Below are 15,464 nucleotides of genomic sequence, written 5' to 3'. Positions count from 1 at the left end.
TCTTCCATGACCTCCACATTTTCCTCCACCCCGCTGGATCGTGCCCTTACGCCTGAAGTGGGTCCGGCACCTGTCAGCTTGCGCATTCGTGAGCGCCTGCAGCAGGCCGGGGTCTCCTTCTTCGCTAATGACAACCTGGCCGATCATCTCCAAGAGGGGGAGCTCGAGCAGCTCGAGATCGAGGTGGCAGGAAAAGTGCGCGAGATGTTGCGCAGTCTGGTGATCGATATCGATAACGACCACAACACCGAGGAAACGGCAGAGCGTGTCGCTCGCATGTACCTACACGAGGTGTTCAAGGGCCGCTATCACAAGCAGCCCAAGATTGCCAGCTTCCCCAACGTCAAAAAGCTCGACGAGATCTACACCGTCGGTCCGATCTCGGTGCGTTCGGCTTGCTCCCATCACCTGGTTCCGATTCTTGGCAGTTGCTGGATCGGCATCAAGCCAGGCGATCGGGTGATCGGCCTCTCCAAATTCGCTCGTGTGGCCGATTGGGTGTTCTCCCGTCCCCACATCCAGGAGGAGGCCGTCATGATCCTGGCCGATGAGATCGAGCGTCTCTGCCAGCCCCAGGGTCTGGCGATCCTGGTCAAGGCACAGCACTACTGCATGAAGTGGCGCGGCGTCAAGGAGCCCCAGACCAGCATGGTGAACTCCGTGGTGCGCGGCGATTTTCGCCACGATCCCAGCTTGAAGCAGGAATTCTTTGAGCTGGTGAAGCAGCAGGAGTCAATGCTCACCAGCTGAGCTCAGATCATTGGCCCAAGGGGCCGAGTGGGGGCGACGCTTCGCGCTTCACCTGCCCGTTTTCCGTGGTTACAGCTACCACCATCAGCAAGCTGCCGGCATCAGCCGGCTTGATGGTGTAAGCGCCTCCCTGCGCTCCGGGAATCAGGATCCAGGTGCTCTCCCCCGGCCGCTTCACGTACCAGTGGAACTCCGGGGTGCTGAGGGTGGCCAGGGTGGTGGCAATCAGCTGGGCAGTCAGCACGGAGCCAATGGCGGTTTCCCCCTGCAGCAGCAACTGGCTGAGTCCTGTGATCTGCTGATCCACAAGCCCTTCCATGGCCGTGTCGGCGCTGATCTGACCCTGCATGATCCGGATCTGCTGTTCAGGTGTTGTGGTCAGCCCAGGCACGCACTGCAGGTCGGCGCCCACCAACCGGCAGCCAGCGATCATGCCCTGTGCCACGGCCGCCTGACTCCCGGTCAGGGCCGTCAGCAGCAGCAGCGGGGCCAGTGAAAACGATGGAATGGGTCTCAAGGGGAAGGGGGGATGGCTACCCCGTGATGCTCGCCCGCTTTGGGGCCAACCGCCAGCATCAGCTCCCGCCTGCTGCGTTTCCGCTTCCCTTTACGGCCTCCACCAGAGCTGCCACCCGGGCCAGGTCCTTGTCCCCCGGTGCGAGTTCCACCCCACTGGACGCATCAAGACCGTCGGGCTGAAGCTGCTCCAGCACCTCACCCACGTTGCCCGGACTCAGCCCCCCCGCCAACCACCAGGGGCAGCCGGGGGCAAACCCTTCCAGCCAGGCAATCGGCAGGCGGCGGCCGCTGCCGCCCAGTTGATCCGGCACCCAGGCATCGAGCAGCAGGGCGGCCACCACCTCGCGGTAGTCCTCGGCCCGCTGGAGATCCTCCGGGCTGCGAATCCGCAGCGCCTTCCACACCTGGCACCCCAGCGTTTCGCTGAGCATCCGGCAGCGCTCGGGTGTCTCGTTGCCGTGCAGCTGCAGCAACTGATGCCCACCGATGAGGGGATCCAGCTGCTCCTGGATCGCGTCCTCGGGATCGGCCACCACCAGCACCCCCAGGCAGGCGGGATTGGCCTGGCGTGCGGCGCTGAACACCGCAGCGCGCTGCTGGGGCTCCAGCCACCGTGGTGACCCTGGCACCGCGATCACGCCGATCGCCTCCACCCCCAACGCCGCCACGGCGTACGCCTGGTCCGGGCTGCGAAGTCCGCAGATCTTGAGAAGTGGGGTCATCGCAGCCTGCCCATCCGCCAGGTTTCTAGGATCGGGCTTCGACGGCCTTGGGTCAGCCCTGGGGCACTACTGGATAACGGCGTGGGCGAGGGTTGGATGTTGTTCAAGATCCGCGGCATCCCGCTGCGGATCCATCCCAGCTGGTTCATCGTGCTGGGTCTGGCCACGGCAGGCTTCCAACAACAGTATTCCGTCTCCCTGGTGGGGCGCGCCTCCCCAGTGGCGTTGTGGCTGCTGGCCTCTGCAACGGCCGTGCTGCTGTTCGTATCGGTGCTGCTCCACGAGCTGGGGCATTCGCTGGTGGCGATCGCTCACGGCGTCAAGGTGCGCAGCATCACACTCTTCTTGCTCGGTGGGGTGGCCACCGTGGAGCGGGAATGCAGCACCGCGATCGGTGCGCTTCAGGTGGCGGCTGCCGGACCGTTCGTGAGTCTGATCCTGGCGGGGCTGCTGCTGGCGGGGGCCCATCCGGCTGCCCATCTGTCGCCCCTGCTGGGCGAGATGGTCACCCAGCTCGGGGTGCTCAACCTGATCCTGGCGCTGTTCAATCTGCTGCCTGGGCTGCCGCTGGACGGCGGCCTGATCGTCAAGGCGCTGGTGTGGCAGTTCACCGGCAGCCAGCGGCGCGGCATTCAGGTGGCGGCGGCGATCGGCCGTTTCCTCTCCCTGATGGCGGTGGGCATGGGCACCCTGCTGGTGCTGCGAGGGGGAGGTTTCGGGGCGTTCTGGTTGATTGTGCTGGGCTGGTTTGGTCTTGGTGCCTCCCGCAATCAGCTGCAGTTGCTCTCGTTGCAGCAGGCCCTGCGCGATCTCAAGGTGAGTGAAGCCGCCCGGCGTCGTTTTCGGGTGCTCGAGTCCAGCTGCTCGTTGCGGGAGCTCAGCCAGCTGCGCCGCAAGGAGGAAACGATCCAACCGGCCGATTGGGTCCTGATCTGTGAGCAGGGCCGTTGGCAGGGCGTGATCAACGACGACCCCCTCCAGTCGTTGCCTGTTCAGCGCTGGGATCAGGAACGGGTGGGCGACCACCAGCAGCCACTCTCCACGCTCCCCTCGATCCGGGAGGACGCTCCCCTCTGGCAGGCCGCCGTCCAACTGGATGAGCCCGGCGTCGATCGCTTGCTGGTGCTGGGGGTCTCCGGCCTGCCCACTGGCACGATCGAGCGGCCTGAGCTTTCTGAAGTCGTGCTCAAGCGTCTGGGGGTACGCCTGCCTCCGGCGCTGCTTGAGGCGGCCCGTCGCCAGGGCACTTACCCGCTCGGTATGGCCATCGCTCAGGTGGCCCGCGGCATGGCGTTGGAATCGGCCGGCGGTGACGTGCCGCGCTGAGGCCCATCCCTCACCACCACGGCCACCTCCGCCCCCTTCGCCTCAGCCGCCATCCGACCGCTGCCGCCGCTGCGCACGGCGAAGTTGCCGCGGCGCTGCTCCACCTCGTCCCATTCCCTGCCGCTGAGCGGCCGGCTGCTCCAGCTGCCGCCCAGATCCTGCTGGGCGGCTTGCCGCAGGCCCTCGATCAGCGCCTCACCCTCCACCGGCAGTGGGGCCAGCGCGGCCGGGGGCTCCAGCCCGAACACCTCCTGCCAGCGGGTGCTTGAGGGCCGCAGCAGCAGCGTGCCGTGCTGCAGCAGGTGCCCACGCCGCCAGAGCTGGGCGCTGCCCACCCGCTTGGCCCCAGTCGCCTCCACCAGGTCGGCCGCCGTGCTCGTGGCGAAACAGCTGCTGCGCTGACGGCTGGCGGCCTGCTGCCCAGGGTGAAGGGGATGGCCCCACCCCGCCAGTGCCTGCCGCAACCACTGGACGGCGCGACAGTAGGTCTGGGCGCGGCTTCCGCTGGCCGCTGGCCAGTGCAGCGCGTAGGTGAGGCAGCCGTCATGCAGCACGGCTCTCCCGCCGCTGGGGCGGCGCACCATGGACAGGCGGCCGGCATCCACCAGCGCCTGCCAGTGGGGTTCCAGCCGGTGCTGGTGGTGCCCCAAGGACAAGGTCGGCCGGTCCCAGTGGTACAGACGCAGCACCCCCTGGCCAGAACCCTGCACCAGGCCGTCGAGCAGCAGATCATCGATAGCCATCTGGCGATCACCGCTGCTGGTCAGGGGCGGGATCCAGCGCCAATGCGTGGGCAGGGTGGGCGTCAGGGAAGATGCAGGGGCCAGTGGCTGGGCGTCAGGGCGTCACCATGCTGATCGACCTGCTGCCACTTCTGCCCCTGCTGCTGATGGGGGTGGTGGCCGGATTGCTGTCGGGCCTGCTCGGCATCGGTGGCGGGCTGGTATTCGCTCCGATGCTGCTGCTGAACGGTCTGCCGCCGCATGAGGCCCTGGCCACCAGCACCGTGGCGATCGTGCCCACCACCTTGGGTGGCACCTGGTCGCATCTGCGGCAGGGCCATCTCGCCGTGCGGCCCTGCCTGGCGATCGGCGTGGCGGCGGCCGTCAGCGGCGTCGCGTTCAGCCGCCTGGGCGGGCTGCTGCAGGGCTGGCACCTGCTGGCCCTGCAGGCGCTGATGTACGCCGTGCTGGCCCTCACGATCGAACCCCGTCGGGGGGCGGCTGCCGGCGCAGAGGAGCCACCCGTTCCCCTGCCAGGGCTGGTGGCGGTGGGAGGGCTGGCTGGCTTTGCCGGGGGCCTGCTCGGTGTGGGCGGCGGGCTGATGATGGTGCCGCTGATGGTGAAGGGCCTGAGGATGCCGTTGCATGCGGCCATCCGGCTCAGCACCCTGGCGGTGCTCTGCTCCGCCTCGGCCGCCTCGGTGGAGTTGCTCTCCGGTGGGCGTGCCGATGCGGTGATGGCCCTGTCGCTTGGGGGCTCAGCCGCCATGGCCGCCCGCTGGTCGGCGGCGCGGCTGGACACGGTGAGCGAGGCCCGCCTGGTGCTGATGCTGCGCACGATCACGGTGGCGCTGGCACTGGACAGCGGACGGCGCGGCTTGCAGTTGCTGCTCGCCTGAGGCTTCAGTGCTCCGGCAGTGCGGCCCAGAAGGCTGGGTCGAGATCAAAGCCGAGCACTGCCGCCATCTGCCCCAGACCCTGGCGGCAGTGCAGGTCGTGCCGGCGGCTCCAGTCGTCGAGCAGAAAAAGCCGGTGCGTGATCCAGAGCTCCAGGCTCTCCGGCGCGAAGCGAATCCCCTCGTTGCGGCTGAAGCCGTGGGGCAACAGCATGGCCACGTGCCGGCACAGCTGGCCGCTGCCGCGATCAAGCACGAACGGCAGCCAGGGATGCAGGGCGTCGGCCCGCAGGTTCCAGAGCCGCACATCCGGCACTTCCGACAGCTCGCGCGGATCTTCCTGGGGACGGGGCCACTCAAAGCTGAGCTGCAGGCTGCCCGCCTGCTCGATCAGCTGGGCGGCGGAGAGCGAACTCCAGGCCATCAGGGGTGAGGTGTCGAGGGCCCGGATCTGATCGGCGGAGATGGGCAGCAGGGAGGGAACGGAGGAGATCAAGAGCTGTGACAGCCCAACGGTTGGGTCGGGCCCATGGCAGGGTTGAGCCAACAATGGTGGCGTCAAACGCTTGTTTTCGTCGGCCATGGTCACCTCTCTGAGCCAGGTTGAAGTTCTGATCGCGCTGGTTGTGGCGGCCCACGCCGGCGTGCTGGCCATCCGTCTGAGCGTCAGCCTCTACAACTCCTGAAGCTTCAGGCCTTGGCAGGGGGCGTTCCGCCTGCTACAAGACGGCAACCCCTGCGCCGCCCCCATTGGCTTCCGCCCTGCGCTCCCGTCAGGCTCCCACCGATAGCCCGCGCCGGGCCAGCCGTGCCAAGCCTCCTGCAGGGGGAAAAGATCTCCCTCGCATTGGCCACGGACGATCTGCCGCCCCAGCCGGGGTTGTCACCCGCCTGAGCTCCGCCGCCTCCAGCACCACCGCAGACCTGCACCCCGACGGCTGGCAGGCCTCGAGTGAACGCCAGGAACTTCTCTGCAGCGTGATCGGCCTGGCCGTGAAGCTCGGCTTTGGCCTGCTCGCCTCTGTGAGCCTGGTGCACCTGGCTGGGGCTTACCAGCAGCGGCTTGACAGCCACGGCGAAATCAGTGCCATTCTCGATATCGAAAAAAATAAACTCCGCAAAGTTCAGCAACGCTTCGATCAGCTCTTTTCCAAGGACGGCGAACAGCGTTTGATTCGTGAGCAGGATCAATGGATCGCTCCCAATCGGCTGCGGATCGTCTGGGAAGATTCCCAGCTCAAGAATTCATCAGCCGCCCAGTCCACACCGGCGTCGAAGCCCGCTCCAGCAGGCGGTTGACCCTGCTTCCTCCCTTCCCCTGGGGCGCTCGTTGCGCGTTTCCTTCTGTTGAATCTCGCCGGTAAAGCCCCGGAGACCTGAGGCTCCCTCCTTAGGTTGAGGCGCACCGCGTCCCTTCAACCCATGGCGACAGAGCAGACCTCCGCCTCTTCAACGGCCGGCACCGCAGTCACCACCGGCCAGCCCGGCACGGTGATGGTCACAGGTGCGTCGTCGGGCGTGGGTCTTTATGCCGCCAAGGCATTGGTGGGCTGCGGCTGGCATGTGGTGATGGCCTGCCGCGACACCGCCAAGGCCCGCGCGGCCGCCACGGCTCTGGGCCTTCCGGAGGCCAGCGTCACCCACCTGCAGGTGGACCTCGGCGATCTCGACAGCGTCCGGGGGCTGGTGCAGGCGTTCCGTGCCACCGGGCGGCCGCTCGATGCGCTGGTATGCAATGCGGCGGTGTACCTGCCACTGCTCAAGCAGCCGCTGCGTTCGCCCCAGGGTTACGAGCTGTCGATGGCCACCAACCATCTGGGCCACTTCCTGCTGATACAGCTGTTGCTCGAGGATCTGCAGCGCTCCACCCATCCGTCGCGCCGCCTGGTGATCCTGGGCACGGTCACGGCGAACTCCAAGGAGCTGGGCGGCAAGATCCCGATCCCGGCGCCCGCCGATCTGGGCGATCTCTCCGGCTTCAAGGCAGGGTTCAAGGCCCCGATCACCATGGCCAGCGGCAAGCCATTCAAGCCGGGCAAGGCCTACAAGGACAGCAAGCTCTGCAACATGATCACCACGCAGGAGCTGCACCGGCGCTTGCACGAACGCACCGGCATCGTGTTCAGTTCGCTCTATCCGGGGTGTGTGGCGGATACGCCGCTGTTCCGCAACAGCTATCCCCTTTTTCAGAAGATCTTCCCCTGGTTTCAGAAGAACATCACCGGCGGCTATGTCAGCCAGGAGCTGGCCGGCGTCAGGGTGGCGCAAGTGGTGGCCGATCCAGCCTTCGCCGTGTCCGGTGCCCACTGGAGCTGGGGCAACCGGCAGAAGCAGGGCGGCAAGCAGTTCGTGCAGGAGCTCTCGGAGAAAGCCAGCGATCCCGCCATCGCTGCCCAGACCTGGGACCTTTCCCTGCAACTGGTGGGCCTGAGCTGAGTCGTCGCCGGCCAGCCCCTCTTCGCTTTCTTTCCCAGATTCTCCCCTTCTCTGTTCTTCGCCCAGCCTGTCGATGCCCCGCTTCCTGCGCTGGATCCTTGCCCTTGGCCTCGCTGCCGCCCTGGTCGTGGGGGCTGTGGTGCTGCTCCCCTTCTCCGACTGGCTCCCCGGCGGCACGGTGGGCGATGTGCCCGCCCAGCAGGTGGTCAACGGCACGGCCTTCAACCGCCTGTTCCCGGCGGCCTCGCCGGGCGAAGAGCTGGTGTTCAGCCAGGAGAAGCGTGGCTTCAGCGAGGCCAGGCTGAAGCGCAGTGGCGAAGTGGTGGCGCTGTTGGCGATCTCCGACACCACCACCGCCCCCGAGGCCCGCGAGAAGTTCGCCGCCGCCGCTGACACCCTGGCCGGCTGGCCCCTGGTGGAGCAGGGCAGCCAGGCCAGCGCCGTGCTGGTGGGTGGCCGCTTTCAGGTGAAGGTGATCGGCCAGGGCGTTGGCCTTGATGCGCAGGAGCGCCATGAGCTGCTGGAGAGCTTTGACCTCAAGGCCCTCGCTTCCGTGCGGCCCAGGCGGCTCGGCCCGTCGACAGGGCCTGCCGCCACGGTCCCATCCCTTGCTCTGGTGCGCTGATGGCCCGCCCCACTGTGCTTGAGCGCCTTGAGCGTCTGCCCCGCCGGGGCCTCACCGTGCTGGCGCTCCAGGGCATCAGCACCCTGGTGCCCGGGGGGTGGACCAACCTCCGCAGCGCTGAGGATCTGATCAAGGAGGTGATCGGCGACGACGATCCTGCCCTGATCGCCCGCATCCGTTCCCGTGCCGATCTGCTGAGCCGTGCCCGCGCCGAGGGCTATGGCCGTGCGCTCAGCCTGTACGACGCCGTGAACCGTTCCCAGCACGCGGCCGGTGGGGTGCGGCTGCTCGCCAACGTGAGCGCTGGTCTGCCCTTGCTCAAGCGCCTGGCCGATCTGACGCCGCCTGGCGACACCCTGCAGGCGGTGGATCTGAGCCTGAAGGTGGCGGCGGAGCTCCTGGCCTTCACCCAGGTCAATGGCCTGCCCGGCGACAGCTTCGGCGCCTTCGGCGCTGCCCTGGCCGACTACGCCGGTGAAGCGAGGGTGCGGATGGCTGCCTTGATCTGCTTCGACGCCCTGCTGCCGCTCGGTGATCAGGCCCTGCAACGCCTGGATGGCCTGCTGGGGGCGGCTGGCCAGAAAGATCTGCAGCGGCTGCCCTCCTACCGGCAGATGGCCGGTCTGATTCCGGGGCGCGGCGATCAGGCCCACCTCAGCTTTCTGCGCCGGGGCGTGGACCAGTGGCTGGGCTGGGCCGGCGGATTCACGGCTGAACTCGCCCTCACCGGCCAATCTGCCGTGCGGGCGATGGAATCAACGCTGGGACCGTGGCAGGGGCGACTGGATCAGTTCGCCGTGTTCCTGGACGCCTTTACCGACACCTATGCCCACACGGGTGTGCAGGCAGTGGCCCGCCGCCTGGTGGAACGGGCGGCTGCCGAAGTGTGAACCGGGTCTGAACCGGCGGAGTCATCGCTGCGGGAACGTGTCATGCCGGCGACGGGGGGTGTGCCGCCGGCGATCCGTGCTCAGTCGAAGCCCAGCAGATCGAAGATGTCCCGATCCTTGAGGGATTCGGCCTCCAGCGGTTCCACATCGCTGAGCATCTTCTGAGCAAGGCTCAGGTACTCCTGTTGCACCGCCTCCACTTCCGGGCTGGGTTCCATCTCAAAGATGGTGCACTTCTTCAGGCGTGATTTCCTGATGGCATCAACGGTTTTGAAGTGGGCCATCGTGCGCAGGCCCGTGCGCTCGTTGAACTTATCGATCTGGTCGGTTTCCTCCGAGCGGTTGGCAATCACACCACCGAGCCGCACCTTGTAGTTCTTGGCTTTGGCATTGATCGCCTGCATGATCCGGTTCATGGCGAAGATCGAGTCGAAGTCGTTCGCCGTGACGATCAGGCAGTAATGGGCATGCTGAAGGGGCGCGGCAAACCCACCGCAGACCACATCGCCCAGTACGTCGAAGATCACCACATCGGTGTCTTCCAGCAGGTGGTGCTCTTTGAGCAGTTTCACCGTCTGGCCGGTGACGTAACCCCCGCAGCCGGTGCCAGCCGGCGGCCCACCCGACTCCACGCACATCACGCCGTTGTAGCCCTCGAAGACGAAATCTTCAGGCCGCAACTCCTCACTGTGGAAGTCCACGGTTTCGAGGATGTCGATCACCGTGGGCACCATCTTCTTGGTGAGGGTGAAGGTGCTGTCGTGCTTGGGATCGCAGCCGATCTGCAGCACCCGCTTGCCGAGCTTCGAAAAGGCGGCCGAGAGGTTGGAGGAGGTGGTGGATTTTCCGATCCCCCCCTTGCCGTACACCGCAATCACCAGGGCGCCGGTCTCGATGTTCATCGAGGCGTCCTGGTGCACCTGCAGGCTGCCTTCGCCGTCTTCAACGCGATTGGTGGGAGTCGTGAGCGTGGCTGTCATCAGCGCGATCCTTGCCTTGAAACGGGGCCGAACAATGGCTTGGTTCCATGCAAGGTCAGCACGGCCAAGCGTGTTCGCGCATGGTGCAAACCGAAACATCTCCCGGCTGCTCTGCGCTCAATCCCTCACTTGCTGTAATGCGCCTTGGCGTCATAGAGGACCTCTTCGGTGATCGCCACCAACCCGTGTTCACGGGCGAAGGTTTCGGTGTTGGTTTTCACCTTGCCACGCACGAAAAAGGGGATCTTGCGCAGGGCGGCTTCGCCGTCGGCGCTCCAGACCGCGACGCCTTCGGTCACTGAGGGAGGTGCCAGTGTGGCCGTGGCGCCCGCTGCTGCGGCGCCGTTGGTCGCCACTGCCAGGGACGGCCCGGCCAGCGCGGCCAGGACAGGCTCGGTTGCCGCAGCCTGACGGGGAGGCGCTCCCTCAGCCAGATGGCTGCGGTGCCCTTCGACGAATTCGAAGTCGTGGCGGAACATGCCGATCAGGTGTTCCTCCAGACCCATCATCAGCGGGTGCACCCAGGAATCAAAGATCACGTTCGCCCCTTCCCAGCCCATCTGCGGGGCGTAACGGGCCGGCACGTCCTGCACGTGCAGCGGAGCGCTGATCACCGCACAGGGAATGCCCAGCCGTTTGGCGCTGTGGCGTTCCATCTGGGTGCCCAGCACCAGCTCCGGTGCGGCCTCTCCCATCGCCTTCTCCACGGCGAGGTAGTCATCAGTGATCAGGGCTTCCAGCCCCAGGTCCTTGGCTGCGGCCCGCACCTCGCGGGCCAGCTCGCGGCTGTAGGTGCCCAGGCCCACCACCGTGAAGCCGAGCTCATCGGCGGCGATGCGCGCAGCGGCGATCGCGTGGGTGGCATCGGCAAAGATGAACACCCGCTTGCCGGTGAGGTAAGTGGAATCCACCGAGCGCGAGTACCACGGCATCCTGGAGCGCAGGTCGGCCTCGTTGGCTTCGGGCGCTTCCAGATCGAGCACGGTGCTCAGTTCGTCAAGAAACCGCCGCGTGGCTCCCACACCGATGGGCACGGTGCGCACCACCGGCGTGCCGAACTGGCGGTCCAGCCAGCTGCAGAGTGGCCCGGCCACTTCCGGATACAGGCAGACATTGGCGTCAGCTTCCGGTAAGCGCAACAGATCGGCAGGCCTGGCGCCCATCGGTGCCACGACGTTCACATCGATGCCGTGTTCGCTCAGCAGGCCGCGGATCTCCTTGATGTCGTCGCGGCAGCGGAACCCCAGCAGGCTCGGTCCGAGCAGATTCACCCGCGGCCGACGGCCTTCGGCCCGCCAGCGATCGGGTGAGGGCCGCGGAGTTCCGGGCGCCGGCACCTGCTCGCGCAGCAGGCTGCGGCAGAGCTGATAGAGGGTTTCGGCTGCCCCCCAGTTCTCTTTCTTTGAATAGGCGGGCAGTTCCAGGTTCACCACCGGCACGCCGAGATTCATCCCACCGGCAAGTGCACCCGGCTGGTCCTGGATCAGTTCCGCCGTGCAGCTCTCGCCCACCAGCAGGGCTTCGGGCTGGAAGCGATCCACCGCCTGCTGGATCGAACGCTTGACCAGTTCAGCGGTGTCACCGCCGAGGTCGCGGGCCTGGAAGGTGGTGTACGTGACGGGGGGACGGCGATCTCGCCGCTCGATCATCGTGAACAGAAGGTCGGCGTAGGTGTCGCCCTGGGGCGCATGCAGCACGTAGTGCAGCCCTTCCATCGAGGCGGCGATCCGCATCGCGCCCACATGAGGGGGGCCTTCGTAGGTCCAGAGGGTCAGTTCCATTTCAGGAGTTGGCGGCGGTGCAGCGGACGGGCAAACAATTCGGCGAGATCGGCGGCCTGGTCGATGCCGTGGATGGGGCTGAAGACGAGCTCGATCGACCACTTCGTGGCGATGCCCTCCGCTTCCAGCGGATTGGCGATCCCCAGCCCGCAGACCACAAGATCGGGACGGGCGGCGCGCACCCGCTCCAGCTGCCGTTCCAGGTCCTGGCCTTCACTGAGCTGCGTGCCCTCCGGCAGCAGGGCCAGCTCTTCCGCCATCAGGGGGCGATCGAGATAGGGGGTGCCCACCTCCACCAGCTCCATGCCGCATTCGCGGCTGAGGAAGCGGGCCAACGGGATCTCCAGCTGGGAGTCGGGCATCAGGAAGAGACGCTTGCCTTCGAGTTGCTGCCGCAGTGGAGCCAGCGCCCGGCGGCCCCGCTCCACCAGCGGATCAAGCACATCCGCCACGAGGCCGGGGTCGACACCGAAGGCGGCGGCGGCGGCGGCCATCCAGGCGCGGCTGCCCTCCACTCCCAGGGGGTAAGGGCTGGCGAGGCGGGTGGCGCCGCGGCGCTCCAGTGCCCGAACCGTGTCGCTGAGAAAGGGCTGGGCGAGCAACAGCTTGGTGCCCGGGCCAACGGCGGGGAGATCTGTCGACTGGCGTGGCGGCAGGCTGCGAACCGGACCGACACCCAGGCGCTCGAACAGGGTGAGGAAGCGGTCCTCGACGCCATCGGCCAGGGTTCCCACCAGCAGCAGCTGGCTTTCATCGGTGCTGGGCAGCAAGGGAACCAGCGCACTCAGGGCGCCGTCTTCGCCCTGAGTGAAGGTGGTTTCGATGCCGCTGCCTGAGTAGTTCACCACCCGGACACGGCCGCGCATGCGGGTGTTGATCCGCTCCGCCGCCTTGGCCAGGTCAAGCTTGATCACTTCCGACGGGCAGGAGCCCACCAGGAACAGGGTGCGGATTTCGGGCCGGCGCTCCAGCAGGTCGTTCACCACCCGGTCGAGCTCTTCATTGGCATCGGCCAGGCCAGCCAGATCCCTTTCCCCCAGGATCGCTGTGCCGAAGCGGGGTTCAGCAAAGATCATCACCCCTGCCGCCGACTGCACCAGGTGCGCGCAGGTGCGGGAGCCCACCACCAGAAAGAAGGCATCCGGCATGCGGCGGTGCAGCCACACGATCGAGGTGAGACCACAAAAGACCTCCCGCTGGCCGCTTTCACGCAACAAGGGCGGCAGGGTTGGCGTCGAGGCCATGGGCACGGGTGTTGGTCCCTTCCTGGTTAATCCGTCCGGCGTCAAAGAGAGAGGAAAGCTGGCCACATCAGCGGTTTCCTTCACAGGGCGTAACGACCTGGAACCCATGAGCAGCGCTTATCGGGTTCACCATGGACGGTGATGGGAAGGGCCACCCAAATCGCTTGACGCAGGGGTACCCCGAAGAGCAGTGTTCCTAGCGAACCTCCTCCTCACAGTTCCGGAGTCGTCAATGGCGAATGAAACCATGGGCATCGCCCTCGGCATGATCGAGACCCGCGGCCTGGTGCCCGCGATCGAAGCGGCCGACGCGATGACCAAAGCCGCAGAAGTGCGTCTCATCGGTCGTGAGTTCGTCGGCGGCGGCTACGTCACCGTGCTGGTGCGCGGTGAAACCGGCGCTGTCAACGCTGCTGTTCGCGCTGGCGCTGACGCCTGCGAGCGTGTCGGCGACGGCCTCGTGGCAGCCCACATCATTGCCCGCCCGCACCGTGAAGTCGAACCGGCGCTCAACAGCAGCTTTGGTCTGGGCTCCAAGGACTGAGAGCTGAACCGCCCCTGAATCGAGGGCTGCCCAGCTTTCCCCTTCCCACCCGACCCACCACGAGATTTCCCCCATGAGCAAGAAGTACGACGCCGGGGTCAAGGAGTACAGAGATACGTACTGGACTCCCGACTACGTTCCCCTCGACACCGACCTGCTGGCCTGCTTCAAGGTCACCGGCCAGGAAGGCGTTCCCAAAGAAGAAGTGGCTGCCGCCGTGGCCGCTGAATCTTCCACCGGCACCTGGTCCACCGTGTGGTCCGAGCTCCTCACCGATCTCGACTTCTACAAGGGCCGTTGCTACCGCATCGAAGACGTTCCTGGCGACAAGGAATCCTTCTATGCCTTCATTGCCTATCCCCTCGATCTGTTCGAGGAAGGTTCGATCACCAACGTGCTCACCTCCCTGGTGGGCAACGTGTTCGGCTTCAAGGCCCTGCGCCACCTGCGTCTGGAAGACATCCGCTTCCCGATGGCCTTCATCAAGACCTGCCCCGGCCCGCCGAACGGCATCTGCGTCGAGCGCGACCGGATGAACAAGTACGGCCGTCCTCTGCTCGGTTGCACCATCAAGCCCAAGCTCGGCCTTTCCGGCAAGAACTACGGCCGGGTGGTCTATGAGTGCCTCCGCGGCGGTCTTGACTTCACCAAGGACGACGAAAACATCAACTCCCAGCCCTTCCAGCGCTGGCAGAACCGTTTCGAGTTCGTGGCAGAAGCCGTGAAATCGGCGGAACAGGAAACCGGCGAGCGCAAAGGTCACTACCTCAACTGCACCGCCGCCACTCCTGAAGAGATGTACGAGCGGGCCGAGTTCGCCAAAGAACTGGGTCAGCCGATCATCATGCACGACTACATCACCGGTGGCTTCACTGCCAACACCGGTCTGTCGAAGTGGTGCCGTAAGAACGGCATGCTGCTGCACATTCACCGCGCCATGCACGCGGTGATCGACCGCCATCCCAAGCACGGCATCCACTTCCGGGTGCTGGCGAAGTGCCTGCGTCTCTCCGGTGGTGACCAGCTGCACACCGGCACCGTGGTGGGCAAGCTTGAAGGTGATCGCCAGACCACCCTGGGCTTCATCGACCAGCTGCGTGAATCCTTCGTTCCTGAAGATCGCAGCCGCGGCAACTTCTTCGACCAGGACTGGGGCTCCATGCCCGGCGTCTTCGCCGTGGCCTCCGGCGGTATCCACGTGTGGCACATGCCCGCACTGGTGGCGATCTTCGGCGACGATTCCGTGCTGCAGTTCGGTGGTGGCACCCACGGCCACCCCTGGGGTTCCGCCGCTGGCGCCGCCGCCAACCGTGTGGCCCTCGAGGCCTGCGTCAAGGCCCGCAACGCCGGTCGCGAGATCGAGAAGGAGAGCCGCGACATCCTCATGGAAGCCGCCAAGCACAGCCCTGAGCTGGCCATCGCTCTCGAAACCTGGAAGGAAATCAAATTCGAGTTCGACACCGTCGACAAGCTCGACGTCGGCTGATTTTCCCCAGTCCGTTCTGGCGGTGAACCTGTTTCACCGCCACTGCGGAGCTCCTCTGAACCTTCCCCTCCACTTCAAGGACCCCCATGCCCTTCAAGAGCACCGTGGGTGACTATCAAACAGTCGCCACCCTGGAGACCTTCGGCTTTCTTCCGCCGATGTCCCAGGACGAGATCTACGACCAGATCGCTTACATCATTGCCCAGGGTTGGAGCCCGCTCGTTGAGCATGTCCACCCCAGCCGTTCCATGGCCACCTACTGGTCGTACTGGAAGCTCCCCTTCTTCGGCGAGAAGGATCTGGGCGTGATCGTGAGTGAGCTCGAGGCCTGCCATCGTGCCTACCCCGATCACCACGTGCGTCTGGTGGGCTACGACGCCTACACCCAGAGCCAGGGTTCCTGCTTCGTGGTTTTCGAAGCGCGCTGAAGCGGTGTGGGTCCCGCTTCGGCGGGACCTCCTCCCATTCCTTTCACTCCAAACGCTCCCAGTTCTGTTCAGTACCGCATCGCTCGGTCGATCGGTCTGACGCTGCGCGCAACGA

General features: G+C 66.0%; 18 protein-coding genes. 11 read left to right on the top strand and 7 right to left on the bottom strand.

Annotated elements, in window-relative coordinates:
* The first annotated feature begins 6 nt into the window (after positions 1-6).
* On the top strand, positions 7-750 hold the full coding sequence (gene folE, locus KBY86_RS11355) for a GTP cyclohydrolase I (protein ID WP_094513189.1): 744 nt from the start codon (positions 7-9) through the stop codon (positions 748-750).
* Between the two features lie 7 nt (positions 751-757).
* Here the strand turns inward: folE and KBY86_RS11350 are convergent, their stop codons facing one another.
* Together KBY86_RS11350 and KBY86_RS11345 are read right to left on the bottom strand one after the other, a co-directional pair.
* Complete coding sequence (locus KBY86_RS11350; RefSeq protein WP_255141136.1) at positions 758-1,267, bottom strand: hypothetical protein; 510 nt, start codon at positions 1,265-1,267, stop codon at positions 758-760.
* Positions 1,268-1,325: 58 nt separating this feature from the next.
* Positions 1,326-1,991 carry a phosphoribosylanthranilate isomerase gene (locus KBY86_RS11345; RefSeq protein ID WP_255141135.1) on the bottom strand — a complete coding sequence of 222 codons (666 nt, stop codon included), beginning with the start codon at positions 1,989-1,991 and terminating at the stop codon, positions 1,326-1,328.
* Positions 1,992-2,072: 81 nt separating this feature from the next.
* Between KBY86_RS11345 and KBY86_RS11340 the strand changes: the two genes are divergently transcribed.
* On the top strand, positions 2,073-3,317 hold the full coding sequence (locus KBY86_RS11340; protein ID WP_094513196.1) for a site-2 protease family protein: 1,245 nt from the start codon (positions 2,073-2,075) through the stop codon (positions 3,315-3,317).
* On the opposite strand, the gene KBY86_RS11335 is transcribed toward KBY86_RS11340, so the two are convergent.
* A complete protein-coding gene (locus KBY86_RS11335) occupies positions 3,263-4,060 on the bottom strand; it encodes a lipoyl protein ligase domain-containing protein (RefSeq protein ID WP_255141134.1) in 798 nt (265 codons plus the stop codon). The two genes, KBY86_RS11340 and KBY86_RS11335, sit on opposite strands and share 55 nt — an antisense overlap.
* Before the next feature lie 107 nt (positions 4,061-4,167).
* On the opposite strand from KBY86_RS11335, the gene KBY86_RS11330 reads away from it, so the two are divergent.
* Positions 4,168-4,938 carry a sulfite exporter TauE/SafE family protein gene (locus KBY86_RS11330; RefSeq protein ID WP_255141162.1) on the top strand — a complete coding sequence of 257 codons (771 nt, stop codon included), beginning with the start codon at positions 4,168-4,170 and terminating at the stop codon, positions 4,936-4,938.
* Positions 4,939-4,942: 4 nt separating this feature from the next.
* On the opposite strand, the gene KBY86_RS11325 is transcribed toward KBY86_RS11330, so the two are convergent.
* Positions 4,943-5,431 (bottom strand): CRR6 family NdhI maturation factor, encoded by a 489-nt coding sequence (locus KBY86_RS11325; protein ID WP_261347572.1) that lies wholly within the window; start codon positions 5,429-5,431, stop codon positions 4,943-4,945.
* 85 nt (positions 5,432-5,516) lie between these two features.
* Between KBY86_RS11325 and psaM the strand changes: the two genes are divergently transcribed.
* The 5 genes from psaM (at position 5,517) to KBY86_RS11300 (ending at position 8,886) form a co-directional block, all read left to right on the top strand.
* The gene (gene psaM, locus KBY86_RS11320; RefSeq protein ID WP_094513206.1) at positions 5,517-5,621 is read left to right on the top strand and encodes a photosystem I reaction center subunit XII; all 105 of its coding nucleotides are present in this window, start codon (positions 5,517-5,519) and stop codon (positions 5,619-5,621) included.
* Positions 5,622-5,913: 292 nt separating this feature from the next.
* Positions 5,914-6,234 carry a hypothetical protein gene (locus KBY86_RS11315; RefSeq protein ID WP_233133039.1) on the top strand — a complete coding sequence of 107 codons (321 nt, stop codon included), beginning with the start codon at positions 5,914-5,916 and terminating at the stop codon, positions 6,232-6,234.
* A gap of 123 nt (positions 6,235-6,357) precedes the next feature.
* Positions 6,358-7,371, top strand: coding sequence for a protochlorophyllide reductase (locus tag KBY86_RS11310; RefSeq protein WP_094513208.1), 1,014 nt, complete (start codon positions 6,358-6,360; stop codon positions 7,369-7,371).
* 73 nt (positions 7,372-7,444) lie between these two features.
* On the top strand, positions 7,445-7,996 hold the full coding sequence (locus KBY86_RS11305; protein WP_255141133.1) for a hypothetical protein: 552 nt from the start codon (positions 7,445-7,447) through the stop codon (positions 7,994-7,996).
* Positions 7,996-8,886, top strand: coding sequence for a hypothetical protein (locus KBY86_RS11300; RefSeq protein WP_255141132.1), 891 nt, complete (start codon positions 7,996-7,998; stop codon positions 8,884-8,886). Before KBY86_RS11305 ends, KBY86_RS11300 begins: the two co-directional genes overlap by 1 nt.
* Positions 8,887-8,966: 80 nt before the next feature.
* Here the strand turns inward: KBY86_RS11300 and bchL are convergent, their stop codons facing one another.
* From bchL to KBY86_RS11285, 3 genes are all read right to left on the bottom strand, one after another.
* The gene (bchL, locus tag KBY86_RS11295; RefSeq protein WP_094513214.1) at positions 8,967-9,866 is read right to left on the bottom strand and encodes a ferredoxin:protochlorophyllide reductase (ATP-dependent) iron-sulfur ATP-binding protein; all 900 of its coding nucleotides are present in this window, start codon (positions 9,864-9,866) and stop codon (positions 8,967-8,969) included.
* 125 nt (positions 9,867-9,991) lie between these two features.
* Positions 9,992-11,647 carry a ferredoxin:protochlorophyllide reductase (ATP-dependent) subunit B gene (locus KBY86_RS11290; protein ID WP_255141131.1) on the bottom strand — a complete coding sequence of 552 codons (1,656 nt, stop codon included), beginning with the start codon at positions 11,645-11,647 and terminating at the stop codon, positions 9,992-9,994.
* Positions 11,638-12,891, bottom strand: a complete 1,254-nt coding sequence (locus KBY86_RS11285) for a ferredoxin:protochlorophyllide reductase (ATP-dependent) subunit N (protein ID WP_255141130.1) — start codon at positions 12,889-12,891, stop codon at positions 11,638-11,640. Before KBY86_RS11285 ends, KBY86_RS11290 begins: the two co-directional genes overlap by 10 nt.
* A 232-nt stretch (positions 12,892-13,123) precedes the next feature.
* Between KBY86_RS11285 and KBY86_RS11280 the strand changes: the two genes are divergently transcribed.
* The 3 genes from KBY86_RS11280 to KBY86_RS11270 all read left to right on the top strand — a co-directional run bounded on the left by KBY86_RS11280 (position 13,124) and on the right by KBY86_RS11270 (position 15,349).
* Complete coding sequence (locus KBY86_RS11280; protein ID WP_015107695.1) at positions 13,124-13,435, top strand: BMC domain-containing protein; 312 nt, start codon at positions 13,124-13,126, stop codon at positions 13,433-13,435.
* Positions 13,436-13,508: 73 nt separating this feature from the next.
* Positions 13,509-14,921 carry a form I ribulose bisphosphate carboxylase large subunit gene (locus KBY86_RS11275; RefSeq protein WP_094513223.1) on the top strand — a complete coding sequence of 471 codons (1,413 nt, stop codon included), beginning with the start codon at positions 13,509-13,511 and terminating at the stop codon, positions 14,919-14,921.
* A gap of 86 nt (positions 14,922-15,007) precedes the next feature.
* Positions 15,008-15,349 carry a ribulose bisphosphate carboxylase small subunit gene (locus KBY86_RS11270; protein ID WP_094513225.1) on the top strand — a complete coding sequence of 114 codons (342 nt, stop codon included), beginning with the start codon at positions 15,008-15,010 and terminating at the stop codon, positions 15,347-15,349.
* Positions 15,350-15,464: the final 115 nt, after the last annotated feature.

Origin of the sequence: Synechococcus sp. Lug-A (assembly GCF_024345655.1) — a bacterium.
In the GTDB taxonomy this organism is placed as follows: Bacteria; Cyanobacteriota; Cyanobacteriia; order PCC-6307; family Cyanobiaceae; genus MW101C3.
The sequence above is the reverse complement of the archived record's forward strand: the minus strand, read 5'-3'. Positions and strand labels throughout refer to the sequence as shown.